The 19,445-nt window shown below is 45.9% G+C and carries 14 protein-coding genes; 8 read left to right on the top strand and 6 right to left on the bottom strand.

Translation table 11 applies throughout. The features are described 5' to 3' along the window. Nucleotides 1–160 precede the first annotated feature (160 nt). The 7 genes from L4C42_RS02050 (at nt 161) to fabV (ending at nt 10,666) form a co-directional block, all read left to right on the top strand. Complete coding sequence (locus L4C42_RS02050) at nt 161–832, top strand: ABC transporter ATP-binding protein (protein ID WP_353498580.1); 672 nt, start codon at nt 161–163, stop codon at nt 830–832. Further along, entirely contained in the window at nt 813–3,266 is a 2,454-nt protein-coding gene (locus L4C42_RS02055; RefSeq protein WP_429759115.1) for an ABC transporter permease, read from the top strand. Before L4C42_RS02050 ends, L4C42_RS02055 begins: the two co-directional genes overlap by 20 nt. Continuing rightward, complete coding sequence (locus tag L4C42_RS02060; protein WP_429759117.1) at nt 3,267–4,382, top strand: lipocalin-like domain-containing protein; 1,116 nt, start codon at nt 3,267–3,269, stop codon at nt 4,380–4,382. 305 nt (nt 4,383–4,687) lie between these two features. Beyond that, nucleotides 4,688–5,857: a Na+/H+ antiporter NhaA gene (gene nhaA / locus L4C42_RS02065; RefSeq protein ID WP_353498583.1), complete on the top strand. Its 1,170-nt coding sequence runs from the start codon at nt 4,688–4,690 to the stop codon at nt 5,855–5,857. 422 nt (nt 5,858–6,279) lie between these two features. Continuing rightward, on the top strand, nt 6,280–6,906 hold the full coding sequence (gene psrA, locus L4C42_RS02070) for a TetR family transcriptional repressor PsrA (RefSeq protein WP_353498584.1): 627 nt from the start codon (nt 6,280–6,282) through the stop codon (nt 6,904–6,906). A gap of 68 nt (nt 6,907–6,974) precedes the next feature. Further along, nucleotides 6,975–9,257, top strand: coding sequence for an acyl-CoA dehydrogenase (locus L4C42_RS02075; protein WP_353498585.1), 2,283 nt, complete (start codon nt 6,975–6,977; stop codon nt 9,255–9,257). A 206-nt stretch (nt 9,258–9,463) separates the two neighbouring features. Beyond that, nucleotides 9,464–10,666 (top strand): enoyl-ACP reductase FabV, encoded by a 1,203-nt coding sequence (gene fabV / locus L4C42_RS02080; protein WP_353498586.1) that lies wholly within the window; start codon nt 9,464–9,466, stop codon nt 10,664–10,666. A gap of 105 nt (nt 10,667–10,771) precedes the next feature. Here fabV and L4C42_RS02085 read toward each other — a convergent pair whose 3' ends face one another. Continuing rightward, nucleotides 10,772–12,454: an aspartate:alanine antiporter gene (locus L4C42_RS02085; RefSeq protein ID WP_353498587.1), complete on the bottom strand. Its 1,683-nt coding sequence runs from the start codon at nt 12,452–12,454 to the stop codon at nt 10,772–10,774. A gap of 264 nt (nt 12,455–12,718) precedes the next feature. Continuing rightward, entirely contained in the window at nt 12,719–12,982 is a 264-nt protein-coding gene (locus L4C42_RS02090) for a GrxA family glutaredoxin (protein WP_353498588.1), read from the bottom strand. A 406-nt stretch (nt 12,983–13,388) separates the two neighbouring features. On the opposite strand from L4C42_RS02090, the gene L4C42_RS02095 reads away from it, so the two are divergent. Continuing rightward, the gene (locus L4C42_RS02095; RefSeq protein WP_429759121.1) at nt 13,389–14,615 is read left to right on the top strand and encodes an iron-containing alcohol dehydrogenase; all 1,227 of its coding nucleotides are present in this window, start codon (nt 13,389–13,391) and stop codon (nt 14,613–14,615) included. Between the two features lie 138 nt (nt 14,616–14,753). Here the strand turns inward: L4C42_RS02095 and L4C42_RS02100 are convergent, their stop codons facing one another. The 4 genes from L4C42_RS02100 to L4C42_RS02115 form a co-directional block, all read right to left on the bottom strand. Next, on the bottom strand, nt 14,754–15,608 hold the full coding sequence (locus tag L4C42_RS02100; RefSeq protein WP_418641467.1) for a MurR/RpiR family transcriptional regulator: 855 nt from the start codon (nt 15,606–15,608) through the stop codon (nt 14,754–14,756). Between the two features lie 364 nt (nt 15,609–15,972). Beyond that, nucleotides 15,973–17,616, bottom strand: a complete 1,644-nt coding sequence (panP, locus tag L4C42_RS02105; protein WP_429759123.1) for a pyridoxal-dependent aspartate 1-decarboxylase PanP — start codon at nt 17,614–17,616, stop codon at nt 15,973–15,975. Between the two features lie 232 nt (nt 17,617–17,848). Further along, nucleotides 17,849–18,364, bottom strand: a complete 516-nt coding sequence (locus L4C42_RS02110; RefSeq protein ID WP_353498592.1) for a hypothetical protein — start codon at nt 18,362–18,364, stop codon at nt 17,849–17,851. Between the two features lie 128 nt (nt 18,365–18,492). Next, nucleotides 18,493–19,398, bottom strand: coding sequence for a LysO family transporter (locus tag L4C42_RS02115; RefSeq protein WP_353498593.1), 906 nt, complete (start codon nt 19,396–19,398; stop codon nt 18,493–18,495). Between the last annotated feature and the right edge of the window lie 47 nt (nt 19,399–19,445).

The raw sequence follows: 19,445 nt of genomic DNA on the forward strand, positions 1-19,445 counted from the left end.
AGCAAATTATTGAAGTGCTCTTTTATTATTGAGCGACAGCATATTTTATAAGAATAGCGAACTCGCAGAATAGTCGGGTGATCTAGGGGTTTTTCCTTCCTTGTAGGTCGATTTTAGTGTAGATTCAGTGTCCAAATTTTCGTTTGCGTAAAGAGTTTCAATGCTTAAGTTGTCTGACCTTAGCAAGGGCTACATTGACGGTGGTGAATTCCATCCTGTACTGCAAAGTGCAGAGTTAACACTGGCACAAGGTGAACAACTGGCATTAATGGGTGAAAGTGGCTCTGGAAAGAGTACCTTACTGAATTTAATCGCAGGGATCGATAAAGTAGATTCTGGTGAAATTTGGTACCCTGACTTTGCTATGCATGAAGCGAAAGAGAATAAGCGCACTGCTTATCGCCGCAACAATATTGGTCATATCTTCCAGCAATTTAATTTGCTGCCAACGCTAAACATCGCCGACAATATTCGCTTCTGCCGCCAAATTAAAGGCTTACCTGAAGATCGTGGGTTGTGGCGTCAAATTCTTTCCGCACTCGATTTAATGGCGTTATTAGGACGTTATCCAGAAGAAATTTCCGGTGGTCAGCAGCAACGTGCGGCTATCGCTAGAGCGTTGTATATGGAGCCGAAAATCTTGCTTGCGGATGAGCCAACCGGAAGTTTGGACGAGCGAAACGCTGAGGCGGTCATGCGCTTGTTGACGTCTCTCACTCGACACTTGGAATGTACCTTGCTGGTCGTGACTCACAGTGAAAAAGTGGCGTCGCATCTAGATGGCTCAATTCGCCTTCAAGGAGGGCAATTGCATGTTATGGCCCGTAGTTAAGGCGCTACTGGGACATTATCGTCGCCATCCTCTACAAATTCTTCTCGTTTGGCTTGGTCTAACACTGGGTGTATCACTGCTTGTTGGTGTTACCGCAATCAACCATCATGCTCAGCAAGCCTATGCCAGTGGCGAGCGACTGTTTGCCAATCCGGTTCCTTATCGCATTCGTCCTAAACACGCGGAAACCAAAATCCCGCAAGGTTTCTATATTCAATTGCGCCGTGATGGCTTCAAGCAATGCGTTCCGTTTGATATCCAGAAAGTGACCACTAAAGATGGCTTAGAGCTGAACTTAGTGGGCGCCGATCCTATTTCTCTCCTGCAATTGAAGAACAAGGTCACTATCAGTGACATTGAATCACAAGATTTGATTAAGGTGCCCACCACGATTCTTGTTAGCCATGATCTGTCTGAACTAAAGGGTTGGAAAAATGGCGACTCGATTACTTTAGACAATGGCTTAGTGCTTGGGCCTGTGAAAGTGGATCGAAAAGTCGGCATTAAAGGCATGCAGATTGTCGCGGATATGTCCTTGGTTCGTGCGCTTAAACGTTCTGCGGGTTTGTCTGTCATTGCTTGCGGTGAAATGAGTTCTGGTCAACTAGAACGACTTCGCAAAATGATCCCAAATGGGATGACACTGTCACGCAGTTCTCAATCTGAGCTGGAATCTCTGACCGCCGCTTTTCACACTAACTTGTCAGCGATGAGTATGCTGTCGTTCGTGGTTGGGCTGTTTATCTTTTATCAGGCAATGTCACTGTCATTGGCTCAGCGTCAACCGCTTGTTGGTAGCCTGCGACAAGTCGGAGTGTCTGGTTGGCAATTGGCGCAAGCGCTCTGTATGGAGCTCGCGGTATTGGTCTTCCTAAGCTGGCTATGTGGCAACGTGTTTGGTCTTGTGTTAGCAAACCAACTTATCCCTGCCGTTTCGCAAAGCTTGAGTGATCTTTATGACGCCAATATTGGCTTGAGTATCGAGTGGAGCTGGCAATGGAGCTTGTACAGCTTTGTGCTTGCGATGTCGGGCGCGGTGATTTCTTGTGGCTGGCCTTTGTTCCGCTTGTTGAAGACGCAGCCAGTCCGTTTATCTGCGCGACTTTCTTTAATGCGCTTTACAGGTGCAGAGTTTACTTGGCAGGCATTTTTAGCTTGTGGCCTGTGTGTGGCGGCAGTCGCGATTTATCAGGCTCCGAAGTCTCAAAACTCAGGTTACGCTATTATCGTACTCATGTTACTTAGCGTGGCATTGATTACCCCCTTTATTACTTGGAAGATTTTTACCCTGTTCTCCTACTCACTTCGCTGGGTCAAACTGCGCTGGTTCTTTGCTGATGCAGCGGCGAGTATGAGCTATCGCGGTGTGGCGAACATGGCGTTCATGTTGGCAATGGCGGCGAACATGGGTGTTGAAACCATGGTTGGCAGTTTCCGTGATACCACGGATCGTTGGCTAACTCAGAGATTAGCGGCGGATATTTATGTGTATCCGACCAATAACAGTGCGAATCGTATGAGCCGCTGGTTGGAAGAGCAACCAGAAGTCGAACGCGTATGGTGGCGCTGGGAAGAAGAAATCCCAACCGAATCTGGTTTGATGCAAGTTGTGAGTACCGGTAATTCGGTCGGCGAGATGGATGCATTGACGGTGAAAATCGCGGTTCCTAACTATTGGTATCATCTTCACCATTCTCGCAGCATTATGATCAGTGAGTCTATGGCGCTGAAACGCGATTTACGCCCGGGAGACTATGTCGACTTGGGCGCGCCGTTAGGCGGCAATTGGCATATTGTTGGCGTCTATTATGACTACGGCAACCCATATCATCAGGTCTTGTTGTCGGAAAACCGTTGGCTTGCGAATTTGGCCGGCTCTGGTGATGTCGCCTTGGGCGCGGTGTTAAAAGATAAGACACAATCACTGTTTGTCGAACAGAGGCTTCAGTCACGCTTTAGGCTAAGCAGTGAGCGTATTTATGATAATACCTCTATTCACAATAAAGCGATGACCACGTTTGATCGCACCTTTGCTATTGCCGATACGCTTGGCAACATCACATTGGTCATTGCCGTGTTTGGTATCTTCTTTGCGACTATTGCCGGGGAAATTACTCGTCAGCGACATACTTCATTGCTGCGTTGTCTTGGTGTTTCAGGTAGAGAGTTGGTGATGATTGGTGGTCTACAGCTATTGGTGTTTGGCTTGATCTCCGCCGCGATCGCAATGCCGTTGGGTGTGGCGTTAGCGCAGCTCATTGTCGATATTGTGATTAAGCAGTCCTTTGGTTGGTCACTTGAGCTTCAAATCGTTCCTTGGCAATACCTAGGAACGTGTTTATGGTCGTTGGTAGCATTGGTCATCGCGGGTGCGCTTCCTGTATTGAAGCTTATTCGCAATTCGCCGATTCATTCACTCAGGGATGCGCTATAAATGAATCGAATGCAGAAACTCATTTTCTCTTGTTTGCTGATTGTTGTGGTCGCAGGAACGGTTATCTGGGCGACTAAACCGGTACACGATGCAATTACCGTCACCAAAACAAGTCAAATTAATGCGGTGTTTGGTTCCCCAGGCAAAAAGGTATTTGAGCCGGTTTTGCCAGATAGAGAGATCAAGCTACCGCAAGATTTTCGTTTTCATCCAGAGTTTCAGCACGAGTGGTGGCAGTTTGTCGCTCAATTAGAAGATGAAGCAGGGCAAACCTATTGGTTGCGAGTTCGATTCTTCCGTTATGCCAGTGACGATCGCGTTGCTACTGGATGGCAGGATCCACAAATCTATATTGCTAACGTGGTGCTTAATAGCCATCTCGGCATGTTTACGGACCAGCGCATAGCTCGTGGCGGTATCGGCCAAGCGGGTGGGTTAAGTCGCCCGTTTCGAGTGTGGATTGATGATTGGTCTTGGCGCTCTTTATCGAGTGAGCCACTGCCGGGTAATTTAAAATTGGCGACCGAGCAATTTGCGGTGAATCTACAGCTTATGGCGGCCGGTCATTATGCTCTGATTGGTGAAAATGGTTACCACAAGAAGCATGACTTACTGCCGCGCGCGTCTTATGCCATTGAGGCTCCATTTGTGAAAACCGTCGGAACTCTGGTGCTCGCGAATGGAAAGGTACTGACGGCTAAAGGCCGAGCTTGGCTCAGCAAAGAGTGGGGCAGTGAGTTAGTTGGTGCGAGCTATGTTGGCGAAGATAACTTTATTCTTTGGCTTAGCGATGATGAAGCATTACTAGTAAGTCGTTATCGATACAAAGATAATATGCCTTACACTAGCGCTGCGATATTGGATCGCCAAGGCAACGTCAAGAATATTCCTACAGACGATATTACTATTCGAGCCGTTAGCTATACCGAATTTGACTCAGGACGGCGCGTCCCACTTAGCTGGCGATTGCGAGTACCTAGCCATGATATAGATGTTGTCATTAAAGCGCGTAAGCGTGATAACTGGGTCAACTTCGTTGTGCCCCAATGGCAAGGGGCTATCATGGCAAATGGCTCCCACCAAGCTCAAGGATTCATGCAATTAAGCGGCTACTAAGCCGCTTTTTTTGTGCGTTACTCAGTTACATCTGACACTTCTTGTTACGCTATCGTGTCATATTGTTGTTCTAGAATGATATTGACGTTGAGTAGACTAAGCTAAGTCATTCATTCATCGCGCCAATCTTTGCTCTATACTGTTACTAATGGTGCTGAATTGGTATACATATCTCGAATCTTGTAAGAGTATTATTCGGTTATTCCTACATTTAACATCCGTAGAATCGATTTTTTATGGTATTTAACTAGATATACAATTTTTAACATTCAAACAATGTGAATAAATATTAAGGGCTTTACATTATGAATGACGTCATTCGTAACTTTTTTAAGATGGAATCTGCAGGGGGCATCATCCTAGTTATTGCTGCGGCAATTGCGATGGTTATCGCCAACTCTCCTCTCAATGAAATGTATCAAGGCGTGCTTCATACCTACGTTTTCGGTCTATCAATTTCACACTGGATCAACGATGGTTTGATGGCAATCTTCTTCTTCTTAATTGGCTTGGAAGTTAAGCGCGAGTTACTTGAAGGCGCTCTAAAGTCAAAAGAGACAGCCATCTTCCCTGCAATTGCAGCTGTCGGTGGTATGGTTGCTCCAGCACTTATTTATGTTTTGTTTAACATGGGTGATGCACAAGCTATGAGTGGCTGGGCTATCCCAGCAGCAACAGATATCGCCTTTGCTTTGGGTATCATGGCACTGCTTGGTAAGCGTGTACCTGTTGCTTTAAAAGTCTTCTTACTGGCGCTTGCTATTATCGATGACTTGGGCGTTATCGTTATTATCGCGCTTTTCTACAGCAGCGACCTATCCACTATCGCATTGACGCTTGGCTTTATAATGACGGCAATACTGTTCGTACTTAATGCTAAGAAGGTGACTAGTATACCTGCCTACCTAGCGGTTGGTGCGGTGCTTTGGGTAAGTGTACTGGCCTCTGGTGTTCACGCGACGCTAGCTGGTGTGGTACTTGGTTTTGCTATCCCGCTTAATGGTAAGCCGGGTGAACATTCACCACTTAAGCATCTAGAGCATGCTCTTCACCCATACGTTGCATTTGGTATTCTTCCTATCTTTGCATTTGCCAACGCAGGTATCTCGCTAGAGGGTGTATCAATGTCAGGACTAACTTCGATGCTACCGCTGGGCATCGCTATGGGTCTTCTAGTTGGTAAGCCACTGGGTATCTTTACCTTCAGCTGGGCGGCAGTGAAACTTGGTGTTGCGAAACTGCCAGAGGGCGTTGACTTCAAACAGATCTTTGCAGTATCAGTGTTGTGTGGTATCGGCTTTACCATGTCTATCTTTATCGCGTCATTGGCGTTTGTAGGTGTGAGCGCAGAGTTTGATACTTATGCAAGACTGGGTATTTTGATGGGCTCAACAACCGCTGCGGTTCTCGGTTACATCCTACTGAACCTATCGCTTCCAAAGGAAGCCGCACCCGAGCCAAAAATTCAATATTAAGCCACTTAGGTATTAAGTACTCAGGCATTAAGTGCTTAGGCATTGCAGTGAGAACAAAACAAACCCAGCTTCGGCTGGGTTTTTTTATGGCTCTAGAAAAACGATAAGCAAAAAAAAGCCCAAACCAACAAGGGTTTGGGCGGATACAAATAGGAGTTAATAAGAAAAAAGCAGCATGTAGTCAACAAAGAGAAAAACAGTGGCATCAGAAACTCATTCTTCGCTGACTACACTTTAATAGACCCACCTGATCGAAATTAGTTCACACAAAAAGCAAAAAAATTAAGAAAACTTCAAAGCCCCTTTAAAACAGCCTCTTGAGAAAGATGTCCGACCAGTATGTGAAAAGTTTGATGTTAATCACTTGTTATCTTGGTGTTGCGGGAGTATATTCAAACATATGTTTGATACGGGCGATTGAAATGACGACGAGACTTACCACTAAAGACAAAATTCTGGACGTCGCTGAAGCGTTATTTGCAGACGGCGGCTTCAACGACACATCACTGCGTACGATCACCAGTAAGGCGAACGTGAATCTAGCATCGGTTAACTACCACTTTGGCGACAAAAAGACGCTCGTTCGCGCGGTACTAAATCGTTACTTGGAAGCCTTTATGCCGGCGGTTGAAACGGCGCTGTACCAACTTAATGAGCGCGAAGACTATGACATGGTTGACGTATTCCAGTCGCTCAAAGAACCATTGCTTGCGCTTAACGATGTTAAGCCGGGTGGTGCGAGCCGCTTTATGTCACTAGTAGGCCGTGGGTATACCGATGTACAAGGTCACCTACGCTGGTTTATCACGACTCGATACACAGAAACATTGGCCATGTTCACTCATTCAGTGATGCGTGCCAATCCTAAATTAGATGCAGAAACCCTGTTTTGGCGTCTGCACCTTACGCTTGGCACCTGCGTATTTACTATGGCGTCGAGTCGGGCGCTCTCTGAAATTGCGCTGAGCTCATTCGAAAAAGAAGTCAGCGCAGAAGCAATTATTGACCAGATTATTCCTTACCTCGCAGCCGGTGTTGCAGCGGAGTAAAACTTTAAAACCAAAACGTATATAGAAACGAAATAATAAAAATACACCTGAACAAAAGGATAGGTATCATGAGCTCTCTACGAAGAAAATGGATCAGTGACCCAGCGTTTAAACTGTTTAAAAAAGTGCTACCGCCATTGTCCGCGACAGAGCGTGAAGCAATGGAAGCGGGTAGTGTTTGGTGGGACGGAGAGCTTTTCTCTGGTAAGCCAAATTTCAAAACGCTGCATCAGTATCCAAAGCCAGTTCTTACCGCTGAAGAACAGTCTTTTATGGACAACGAGCTAGAAACGTTGCTTGCAATGCTCGACGATAACAAGATTGTTAAGGAAGATCGCGACCTACCTAAAGAGGTTTGGGATTACCTGCGCAAAGAGCGTTTCTTCTCTCTGATCATTTCTAAAGAGTTTGGCGGCCGTGAATTTTCACCACTGGCGAACTCAACTATCGTAACTAAGATTGCAACGCGCAGTATTAGTGCGGCTGTATCTGTCATGGTACCTAACTCGCTTGGTCCAGGTGAGCTGCTGTCTCACTATGGTACAAAAGAGCAAAAAGATTACTGGCTACCAAGACTTGCCGATGGTACAGACATTCCATGTTTCGCTCTAACAGGGCCGGAAGCGGGTTCGGATGCGGGCGGTATTCCAGATAAAGGTGTGGTTTGTTACGGTGAGCATGAAGGCAAAGAAGTGCTCGGTATTCGTCTAAACTGGAACAAACGTTATATTACCCTTGCACCGGTTGCAACAGTATTGGGCTTGGCATTCAAGCTTCACGATCCAGATCAGTTACTGGGTGAAAAGGAAGACATTGGTATTACCTGTGCACTTATCCCAGCAGACCATAAAGGTGTAGAAATTGGTGAGCGTCATGACCCACTTCACCTTGCATTTATGAATGGTCCAACACGCGGCAAAGATGTGTTCATTCCTATGGAATGGCTGATCGGTGGCCAAGAGTACGCAGGGCGCGGCTGGCGTATGCTCGTTGAATGTCTATCTGCTGGTCGTGGTATCTCACTTCCTGCGTTAGGTACAGCAATTGGCCACCTAACGACGAGAACAACTGGCGCGTACGCTTATGTCCGTAAACAGTTTGGTATGTCGATTGGTAAGTTTGAAGGCGTAGCAGAAGCGATGGGTCGCATTGGTGGTCTTACTTACCTGCTTGAGGCAACACGAACGCTAACAACAACATCACTGGATATGGGTGAGAAACCTGGGATCGTGACAGCGATTGCTAAGTATCACATGACAGAGATGGCGCGTACGATTCTAAACGATTCAATGGATATCCATGCCGGTCGAGCTATTCAAGATGGCCCTATGAACTATCTTGCATCGAGCTACCTTGGTATTCCTGTCGCGATTACGGTTGAAGGTGCGAATATCCTAACTCGTAACCTGATGATCTTTGGTCAAGGTGCGACACGTTGTCACCCTTACGTTCTACAAGAAATGGAAGCAGCAGCGAATCCAGATGCTAAGCAAGGTGCTGCTGACTTTGATCAGTTACTGTTTAAGCACATTGGTCATGCGACTAAAAATACCTTTGGTGCCTTTGCCGCGGCTCTGACGGGTTCTAAATTTGTCGGCGCACATATGAGCGGTCCAACTAAGGTTTACTACAAAGACTTAACGCGTTTAAGTAAGGCGCTTGCGGTCAGTTCAGACTTCGCGATGCTAACATTGGGCGGCGACCTAAAACGTAAAGAAATGATCTCTGCGCGTTTAGGTGATGGTCTAGCGTATCTATTTATGGCTTCTGCGGCTCTGAAGAAATACGAAGATGATGGCCGTCAGGCATCGGATCTCGACTACGTGCATTATGCGGTTCAGCACTGTTTCCACAACGCGGCTAAGTCGCTAAACGAAGCGTACAAAAACTTCCCAGCTCGTTGGGCAGGTGTCACGCTAAAAGGACTGTTGTTCCCACTAGGCAACCACTTCGAGAAACCATCTGACAATCTAACGCTTGAATTGGCGAAGAGCATGATGGTTCCGGGTGCGCATCGTGACCGCTTGACTCACCTTTGCTACATTGGTGAGCAGCCAAACGACAAGATTGGTTTGATGGAAAACGCGTTCCTAGCGATGTACGACATCCGTGACCTAGAGAAGAAACTGTTTGTCGGCGTGAAAGAGGGCAAAATTGCTCGAAAAGGTCTACTGAAAGATCGCTTGCAGCAAGCTATTGAAGCGAATGTGTTAACAGAGCAAGAGGTCGATAAAATCCTTGCTGCTGATGCACTGCGCTACAAAGCGATTCAGGTTGATCACTTTAGCCACGATTTCTCTGAAGTGAGAACGGATAAAGTTGATAAGCCCAAGCTGAACAGCGTAGCGTAATGGTTCACTGCGTGGCATAAATCAGAACTGTGCCACTTAACGCGAACTAAATGGTCTAAGCGCTCTAGTTTCTAGAGCGCTTTTTTTGTGCGCTATGAGTATGAAAGTGCTCCAACCACTTGGCAAAATCAGAGAAATTGACAGAAATAGGGTGCGAACTGGAAGTGAAACTCTTATCCTACTAGGGATTTTTTGAGGAACTGAATATGATCATCAAACCAAGAATTCGTGGATTTATTTGTACTACTACACACCCAGTTGGTTGTGAAGCTAACGTAAAAGAACAAATCGCTTACACCAAAGCTCAAGGCCCAATTGCAAACGCTCCAAAGCGCGTTCTAGTGGTTGGTTCTTCTAGTGGTTACGGCCTTTCTTCTCGTATCGCTGCGGCGTTCGGTGGTGGTGCAGCAACAATCGGCGTATTTTTCGAAAAACCAGGGACAGAAAGAAAGCCTGGTACAGCTGGCTTCTACAACTCTGCAGCTTTCGACAAGCTAGCGAAAGAAGAAGGCTTGTACTCGAAAAGCGTAAACGGTGACGCTTTCTCTCATGAAGCGAAGCAGAAAGTTATCGACCTAATCAAAGAAGATCTAGGCCAAATCGATATGGTTGTTTACTCACTGGCTTCTCCAGTTCGTAAGCTACCAGAAACAGGCGAACTCGTACGTTCTTCTCTAAAGCCTATCGGTGAGGCATACACATCGACAGCTGTAGACACTAACTCTGACAAGATCATTGAAGCAAGTGTTGAGCCAGCAACAGAGCAAGAAATTGCTGATACTGTTACTGTGATGGGTGGTGAAGACTGGGAACTTTGGGTCAACGCGCTATCTGACGCTGGTGTACTTGCAGACGGTTGTAAGACAGTCGCATACTCGTACATCGGTACCGAGCTAACTTGGCCAATTTACTGGGAAGGTGCGCTAGGTAAAGCGAAAATGGATCTAGACCGCGCAGCGACAGAGCTAAACGCGAAACTGTCTCAAACTGGCGGTAGCGCAAACGTTGCGGTACTTAAGTCTGTTGTAACTCAAGCAAGCTCAGCAATTCCAGTTATGCCACTGTACATCGCAATGGTATTTAAGAAGATGCGTGAAGAAGGTATTCATGAAGGCTGTATGGAACAGATCTTCCGTATGTTCTCACAGCGTCTATACAAAGCAGATGGCAGTGCAGCTGAGGTTGACGATAAGAACCGCCTACGTCTAGATGACTGGGAACTTCGTGACGACATCCAGAAGCACTGTGCTGAACTATGGCCACAAATTACGACTGAAAACTTGAAAGAACTGACGGACTACGTTGAGTACAAAGAAGAGTTCTTGAAACTATTCGGTTTTGGTATTGAAGGCGTAGACTACGAAGCTGACGTTTCAACACTCGTAGAGTTTGACGTTATCGACCTATAATCGAAAGCGATTGAACTAAAATGAATAAGGGGCGCATGATGCGCCCCTTATAGTATCTAGTGAACAGTTGTTTGCAATGAACCGTTGTCTAGGTGCCAGTAAACATCAGGAAAGAATGATGAGGATAGTACCCGCTAGAGTCATCAGGATGTTGGCTATTGCATAAGTACCAGCATAACCCAAAGCAGGAATTGTCGAGCGAGCGTGCTCGTTAACAACATCCATTGCTGGTGCACACGTTCTCGCGCCCACAATGGCACCAATAAGCAGCGCGCGGTTCATCTTAAGCACATAGTTACCAACCAAGTAGGCGAGTACAACGGGTAGTACACTGACTAAAAAAGCAATCAGAATAACCTGAGGGCCGACTTGCGTTAGGTGCTCAAACATTTTGCCACCAGCGCTTAATCCGATACCCACCATAAAGAACATAAGACCGAGATCTTTCACCATGTTCAGTGCCCCTTGCGGTACATAGCCGAAAGTAGGGTGGTTGGCACGCAAAAAGCCTAGGGTAATACCAGACAAAAGTAGGCCAACAGCATTACCTAATCCAAAGGATACTTGGCCAAAACTCATGGTGATTAGGCCAAACATAATGCCAAGGATAAAGAAGCTACAAAACGCCAACAGATCGGCCATTTGGCTATGGATCGAGATAAAACCAATTTTCTCTGCTAAGCCATGCACACGGCTCTTTTCACCACTAACCTGTAGGATATCCCCTTTAGCCAGCACGATGTTAGCGTCCATAGGCATTTCAATTTGAGCGCGAACAACGCGATTCAAGAAACAGCCATACTCTGACAAATTCAGGCTAGAGAGGCTCTTACCTGCAATGTTGTCACTTTTTACTACGATCTCTTCTTCAACAATACGTAGGTCAAGCAAGTTGCGGTCGAATACTTCTTTGCCGTTACGAAAGCTTGGATCCAAACGTGCGTGACTGTCCGGGAAGCCGACTAATGCAATTTCATCACCTTCTTGCAAGATAGCGTCACCATCTGGGTGGGCGAGGATACCGTTGCGTCGAATACGTTCAATGTAGCAACCAGTTTGACGATAAATACCCAGTTCGCGAAGGTTCTTACCATCTGTCCAATCAATCAGCTCCTGACCAACGCGGTAGGCACGAATGATCGGCAGGTACACTTTGCGCTGTCCACTGCCACCTAGCCCGCGCTCTTGCGCAATTTGCTGCGCTGAGTCGTGAAGGTTTTGCTTTTGAAGCTTTGGCAGCAGTTTCGCGAGCATGATCATGCTGATAAGACCAATCAAATAGGCCATCGCGTAACCGACCGAGAGGTTTTCAATCACTAGGTTGAAATCCATACCGCGTGGGATAGTAGCTAAACCGGAGTTCAGTGCATCTTGAGCACCTACGAGAACAGGTGTAGCAGTCAATGCCCCTGCCATTACACCAGCTGATAAGCCGTAATCTAAGCCTAGATAGTGGCTGGCGAAGTAGGTAACCGTGAGCGCGGTCACCAGGACCGTTAAGCTTAAGATCAAGTAGTGTTTGCCATCTCTGAAGAAGATACCAAAAAAGTTTGGACCGGCCTCAATACCAACACAGTAAATGAACAGCATAAACCCGATAGTCAGCGCTTCAGCGTTAAAACTGAATCCGAGGTGTCCCATGATAAGGGAGGTAATCAGCACCCCAATAGAGTTACCGAGTTGAAGGTTGCCAAAGCGAATTTTGCCAAAGGCTAAGCCAATCGCCAGAGCGACGAAGATCAGGAGAATTGGGTTTTGGTCAAGCAAGTTGACGACGTCTATGTTCACTAGTACGACTCAAACAGACAGTGTGAAAGAATGATTAAAGTGTGGCGATTGTAGCGGAAATTTTCAAAAAGATAAGTGAAATTTTTTCGGTTTTGACATTAGTTCAATTGTGGGGGGTAACAAGTTAGAAATCATAATGTTATCCAATAGGTCTTGTTTGATTTATACCAAAGGTGTTCCGAGTCGCAAAAAAGAAAGCCAGCGCAAGGCGCTGGCTTTGAAGATGATTTCGTCAACTATACTTGAGTTGACTGTATGGGCATATTAGTCGAATAGACCCAAGTTTGCTTTAGCGTAAGCTTCAAATTCAGTACAGCCACCGATGTGGTCTTGATCGATGAAAATCTGTGGCACAGTTTCTACTGGCTTACCAACCGTTTTCTCTAGGTCTGCTTTTGAGATGCCTTCTGCATGAATATCAACGTAACGATAGTTAAAATCGTCGCGTTTAGCTTTTAGCGTTTCAGCATGCTCTTTTGCACGAACACAGTAAGGACAACCAGGGCGACCAAAAATAACAACGAACATTCAATTTCTCCTTGAAGACTAAACTTTTTGCGTGAACCAGCAGTACCAAAAACAGGGGTTCATCATTTTGTTGAAAACCACTATGCCTCAAGATGAGAAGGAAATAAAGCGTCATTTGTCTCTTGATGCGATAGGTAAAACCTATCAGCACAGAAGTTGCGCAAATCTCTATGACGCTGGATGAAAACAGGGTGTGATGCTGTGCAAAAGTTGAGTATTTAATCGGGTGACATGCGCTAATTGCTTGGCATAAATCAAAAACTGTCGCCAATGAACATAGCATGCTGACGTTAGCTTTGTATGTTTGCTCTACCGAAAAGACTCGCTAAGGTTTGTTTTTCGTATTGCTGGCGGTATAGGCAATGATTCGAATAGTGAGTTGACGGTGTACCTAAAGGAATCCGGTATGTTTCAGTTTATGACTTCGAGTCGAATTATCTTTGGTGAGGGGGCGCTCCAGTCTTCTTTGTCTATCATCAATCAATTTGGTTACAGCGTACTTCTCGTGACGGGGCAAGACCGTCAGCGTGCTGAGCCAGTCATCCATTATCTTCATAATCAAAACATGCGTTATCAGCATGTCGCTATTCGTGGTGAACCGAACATTACTATGGTTGAAGAGACGGCCATTATGGGGCGTCGTTTTAAACCTGACATGGTGGTTGCCATTGGGGGAGGAAGCGTTCTCGATATGGGCAAAGCACTTGCTGCGATCATTCCTAACCAAGGAGATGTTTACGATTACGTTGAAGTGGTTGGACGCAATGTCCCTCTCAAAACCAAGCCCATTCCTATGATTGCCATTCCTACGACAGCGAGTACCGGGGCGGAAGTGACTAAAAATGCCGTGCTTAAATCGGGTCAAGATAAGGTGAAAGTCAGTTTACGAAGCCCGGATATGTTACCTGATGTAGCCATTGTGGATCCTGTGCTGACTTACGGGACTGATGTCTACACCTCTGGCCGTGGCGCTATGGACGCCTTTACCCATTTAATGGAAGCGTATGTTTGCGGAGAGCCTAATCCACTCACTGATATGGTGTGTGAAGAGGGGCTACGAAGACTTAGCTATTCGATTATTCCAGGCTGTAAGCAAGATAATCCGAAGTCACGCGCAGATCTGTCTTTTGCAGCGATGTTAGGTGGAATGGCGATTACTAACGCAAAACTCGGTGCTGCACATGGCTTGGCATCGGCATTGGGTGGAAAGATTTCTGCACCGCACAGTGTGATTACTGCTCGTCTTGCTCCTCATGTCATGATGGAAAATATTAAAGCTGCGAAGCGAGCAGGGCGCAGTGATGTGCTTAATCGCTATAGAACCATGGCGCAGTTACTTACCAGTAGAAACGATGCCAGCATTGAAGATAGCATTCAATGGGTCAACATGATCTTAGAGCGCCTGTCCTTGCCGCATCTTTCGGATTTTGGCGTGTGCGGAACCTCGTTTGAGCAAGTGGCTGCAGATGCAATGAAGTCTGTCGCCATCAAAGGTAATCCAATCCCTCTAACGGAAGACAGGCTTATCTATATCCTGAATCAAGTGTGCCAGTGTCAGTGTGATGGTCATGCTGAGTCTTCAGAAGATACGACCAATATAGAGTACCGAAATAATCCGGTAGAGACAGACTAGTCCTATTGGGTAAGCTAGAAACGGCATTAACGAAAAAGGGAGGTCAATTGACCTCCCTTTTGAGTGTTTCGGTAGAGGAGCATGAGCTCATCTGCAGACAGTGACTAGTAATAGATAGTCACTAGTAATAGATAGTGACTAGTAATTTGGTGCTTTGTTGTAGCGAGAATCTTTAAGCGCTTCTTTGACTCGCTTCAGGTTATCTCTAAACCCGCTACCACGACGTAAAGTAAAGCCTGTCGCAAGCACGTCAATAATCGTCATCTGTACTACGCGACTTGCCATTGGCATGTAGACGTCGGTGTCTTCTGGTACATCAACGGTAATAGACAATGAGCTAGCTTTATCCAGCGGCGAATCCTTTGCGGTAATCGCAATAACGGTCGCGCCGTTTTCACGGGCTAGGTGAGCGACTTCTACTTGGCTCTTAGTACGACCGGTATGCGAGATAAGGACGATAACGTCATTATCAGAGCAGTTGATGCAGCTCATTCGTTGCATGACCACATCTTCGTAGCACGAGATTGGGATATTGAAGCGAATAAACTTATTCTGAGCATCACGAGCGACAGACGAAGAGGCACCTAAGCCGAAGAAAGAGATGCGTTTTGCTTGAGTCAGCAAATCAACAGCTCGGTTGATTTGCATTGAGTCCAAACTGTTCTTCGCAACATCAAGACACGCCATCGTAGATTCGAAAATCTTGTGGGTGTAAGCGTCCGGACCATCGTCTTCTTCGACGTTGCGGTTCACGTAAGGTGTGCCGTTGGCAAGACTCTGTGCTAAATGCAGTTTAAAGTCTGGGAAACCTTTTGTGTCGAGTCGGCGACAAAAACGGTTTACCGTCGGCTCACTCACATCTGCCATTTTGGCAAGCGTAGCAATGCTGGAATGAATGGCGGTTTGGGGGGACGCCATAATAACTTCAGCAACTTTACGCTCAGATTTGCTGAAGTTTTCTAAATTCTTTTGGACTTTCTCTAATGTATTCATAGTGTTCACAGGGTAAAGAGAACAACTTGCTGACGCTAATTATCCGGGAGCTTATCTCTCTCATTTGTCTAAATGAAAGACCAAGTTACCGTGATATCGAGTTTTTATAATAGGTCGATCAGCGCCAACTCCATAGCCTCAGTATAAACGAAGCACTCGGTTAGCTGTAACAAAAGCTCACATGAAATCTTTAGAATATGACAGGCATCAAACAAAAAACTGGAAGAAAAAAACAATTGAGTGAAAAACGCTCACTTATTGCCAGTTTCTAGCGCAATTTTACCGTATCACTCCCACAAAACAGAAAGAAAGTTTCATAAGTGTGAGAGTGATAGTGATTTCATATAACCGAGAACGAGAAAGGTTAGTCGCAAATTTTATTGGCTAACGCGTTGAGGGCGGACATTAATGCTGTTGCGGACTGAGCGATTTCTCGCTGCTCGTCGAGCACATTGCTTAGCACTTCTGTCGAGGTTAATGGGTTTGCCAGTACAACTCGGAACACAATGGTATCGCGACCAGACCAACGTATCGGGTTTAGTTGAGTACGAGAAACGAAAGATAAGCCAGTTTCACGTTGTTTTTTCTGAACAAACTTGGTGAGTTGGTTAAGCAGATCATGCAGCTCATCTCGGTCACGTTCTGAAGCCATTTCCAGTGCTAGCTTAACGTTTTCCGGAACATAGCGGTACGTAAGCAAACATAACTCAGGTTTACTAACGAGTTCAAAATCACTTTGTTTGTCGATTAGCTCGGCAAAGTAGCGGGCTTTTTCGATACTTTGGTTGATCAATAACTCATAACCGGGCCTACTAATGATGTGCATTGCAGCATACACCAACATCGCCATTCCTGAGCGTGATCCTTCAAGAGTATGACGCCCTAAGTCTTTCGAACCTTTACGCAAAATATACTGAGCATGGTGTTGAATGCTCTTCATTGCTTGTGGATCTTTGAACAGTACCATGCCCGCACCCATAGGGATGTAGAGCTGCTTGTGCGCATCGATAGTCACAGAGTCTGCGAGTTCAATGCCGTCTAATATAGTGCGGTATCTATCAGACATAAGTGTCGCACCACCCCAAGCGGCATCAACATGGAAATGACAAGATTCTTCAGCGCAAATCGCAGCGATTTCACGCAGTGGGTCAACATTGCCTGTTTCTGTTGTTCCGGCTACACCGATAACAGCAAATGGGTGAATGCTTTGCTGTTTGAGCTCGGCAAATTTATGCTTGAGATCTTCTGGGCAAATGCGGTTGTATTCATCAGTTTTAACGGCAACGAGACCTTGCTGTCCGATGCCGAGCAAATCAGCCGCTTTTTTTAGCGAATAGTGACCACGTTCAGAGACTAAAATGGCGAGTCCTTCATAGCCGTAGTGTTTCATGGCTTTGAACAGGCCTTGTTTCTCTACCCCTTGGAAATCGCCATCCGCTTTTAGAGCACGATTACGTGCGACCCAAAGTGCCGTTATGTTGGCAATGGTGCCACCAGAGCAAAATGCACCTAAGGAATGTTCTGAGCTGTGCATCCACTTATTGTAGAAAGGCTCCGACTCGGAATAGATCAGCTTGTGAAGCATACCGAGGACTTGACGTTCAAGTGGAGTGAAAGCTTTTGATGTTTCGATTTTCACCAAGTTCTGGTTCAGCGCGATCATGATTTTTGATAGTGGCATCAAAAAGTAGGGTAGTGCTGAAGTCATATGACCAATGAAGCTTGGAGAAGAGGTGTGTACTGAGTGCGAAACCAGGGTATCTAATAGATGTTCAGTATGCGCCGACACGAACTCTGGTTGTTCTGGAATAGCGGCACTAGAGAAGTCTTTTTCTATTTCGTGAAGGGGTTTTTCTTCAGCAACAATATGCTCTCGCAAAAACTGGTTCAAGTTTTTGGATAAACTTTCTTCAATTTGGGTAAGCGTAGAGTCAGGTCCTTCTGGGATAGTGAATATTCGAAGGAGGCTCTCAAAGCTGACATCAGCAATTTTTTGCTCAGATACCATATCGTTATCTACTATTATTCCGTTACTGCAAGCGGCACAATCTAAACCAAATGGGCGTGAATGTCTCGCAAAAAAGTCCTGTTATGCCGATTTTTTGCCGTGCCACAGGGCATTGTTACACCATTTGGTTACTTACAATGCAAAAAGCTGGCGTAACAGCCAGCTTGGTGCGAAAAGTTATACGTTGTCTCGGCTATCGATGAATCAATAGCGTTGACCTATTGATAGCTTATTACTTGCAGTCAATCGTTTCCACTTTTTGAATCGATTGATTATAGCGATTAAGCGCAGTTTCGATTTTCTTTGGGTGGCTAAGCAAATCGGCAAACGCGCTGCGTAGCTCATAATTCTGTGGGTGAGGTGCGGCTTGACGATCGGCGAAGCTCTTAGCTGCCATCTGTCCTAGCTTGTCATTACGTTGTGACAGTGTTTTAACGTCTTGCTGCTCAAGCTGAAGCCAAGTTTCTACAGATTGCTCAGTGGCCACTTTCGCTGGTTCATTGCTTAAGTAGTAGTGAACAGCTTCTCGATTCAGTTCAAAGTGATGCTTTCGGCCTTCTAAAAACCACTGGCTTACTTCATCAAGCTCAGGGTATTCGCTAGTGGTCATTTGTGCTAAGTCCTGGTACCACTGAATGGAAGCGTCGATATAAGCATCATACTTATTGGTGTAGCACTGTGTCGCATCCGCAGACATTGCGCCAAATGAAGTGCTAATCAGTGCGGCAGCAGTGAGCCATTTTTTCATTATTCTAATCCTTTGGTGGGCTAACGAGCGTGGGTTCTTATAATTATACCCAAGCAGGGCAAAATTAGCGGCTGCCTGGGAGATGTTTGCAAGCAAGAATACAGGAATAGATAGGCTTTTCCTGAGACCTACCCTGCAAGAGAAACAAAAAACAGCATCAAAACGGGCACCAATAAGCTCAAAATGAAGCCACTGACGATGGCAACGGGTACACATCTTACACCGCCGCTGCTTTGAATGATGGGTAGAGTAAAGTCCATCGCGGTTGCGCCTGCATAACCAATGGCGGTACAGGGACGTTTGCCTATCAACATAGGTATCATAATCAGTGCGACAAGTTCCCGTAGTAGCTCAATCATAAATGAAGCACCGCCGTAAACAGGGCCGAATGCATCACCAATCAATATGCCTGCGAGCGAATACCACCCAAAACCGGATGCGATGGCTAGGCCTTTATATGGAGAGATATCAAGAATAAGTGCGCCGATAATGCCGCCAACCATCGAGCTTGCCACGATGACGGCTGCAATGGTCATTCCTTGCTTGTTGACCAAAATCTGTTTGAGCGTCAATCCGCTGTTGCGAAGTTGAATGCCAATAAAGAATAGAAGGATGATCAATATCCATTCGCTGGCGGTCTCTACCCAGCCAAGCCCAATGGGAAGTAGCAGCCCGAGCACCAACCCAGAACCGACGACAGCTATTAGCTTGAGTGATTCCATTGCCATTGAAGAGAGTGGCAGTTGATTTTTTAGCTGTTCCGTTTTCAATGGCATGAGTTTGTCAATGAGAGGAAGGCAAAGGAGATTACAACCACCAATCACGATAAAGAACGTCGCGGTAACCGTGATGATGGTTTTAAAGTGACTACCAAAGTTATCGAGCGCGGCGAGACTTAGCCCCATTAAAAATAAGATGACATAAATCAGCCATGAAGTGGCTCGGTTGATGACGTCGAGTTTTTTGGTATTAGAAATAGGAAATAGGTAGCCAATACATAGCGGCGTAAAAATAAACAACATCCCTGAAAACATCGCGTTGAGCCTCTTTTGTTATCCTTAATGATTGCCGCTACTGGCTA

Origin of the sequence: Vibrio wakamikoensis, assembly GCF_050337275.1 — a bacterium.
GTDB classification, from domain to species: domain Bacteria; phylum Pseudomonadota; class Gammaproteobacteria; order Enterobacterales; family Vibrionaceae; genus Vibrio; species Vibrio chaetopteri.

Coding starts and splice junctions, on each gene's coding strand:
- L4C42_RS02060 (WP_429759117.1), top strand. CDS start 3,267: ATGAATCGAATGCAGAAACTCATTTTCTCTTGTTTGCTGATTGTTGTG.
- panP (WP_429759123.1), bottom strand. CDS start 17,616: ATGGTATCTGAGCAAAAAATTGCTGATGTCAGCTTTGAGAGCCTCCTT.
- L4C42_RS02095 (WP_429759121.1), top strand. CDS start 13,389: ATGTTTCAGTTTATGACTTCGAGTCGAATTATCTTTGGTGAGGGGGCG.
- L4C42_RS02115 (WP_353498593.1), bottom strand. CDS start 19,398: ATGTTTTCAGGGATGTTGTTTATTTTTACGCCGCTATGTATTGGCTAC.
- nhaA (WP_353498583.1), top strand. CDS start 4,688: ATGAATGACGTCATTCGTAACTTTTTTAAGATGGAATCTGCAGGGGGC.
- L4C42_RS02050 (WP_353498580.1), top strand. CDS start 161: ATGCTTAAGTTGTCTGACCTTAGCAAGGGCTACATTGACGGTGGTGAA.
- L4C42_RS02110 (WP_353498592.1), bottom strand. CDS start 18,364: ATGAAAAAATGGCTCACTGCTGCCGCACTGATTAGCACTTCATTTGGC.
- L4C42_RS02100 (WP_418641467.1), bottom strand. CDS start 15,608: ATGAATACATTAGAGAAAGTCCAAAAGAATTTAGAAAACTTCAGCAAA.
- L4C42_RS02090 (WP_353498588.1), bottom strand. CDS start 12,982: ATGTTCGTTGTTATTTTTGGTCGCCCTGGTTGTCCTTACTGTGTTCGT.
- L4C42_RS02055 (WP_429759115.1), top strand. CDS start 813: ATGTTATGGCCCGTAGTTAAGGCGCTACTGGGACATTATCGTCGCCAT.
- L4C42_RS02075 (WP_353498585.1), top strand. CDS start 6,975: ATGAGCTCTCTACGAAGAAAATGGATCAGTGACCCAGCGTTTAAACTG.
- psrA (WP_353498584.1), top strand. CDS start 6,280: ATGACGACGAGACTTACCACTAAAGACAAAATTCTGGACGTCGCTGAA.
- fabV (WP_353498586.1), top strand. CDS start 9,464: ATGATCATCAAACCAAGAATTCGTGGATTTATTTGTACTACTACACAC.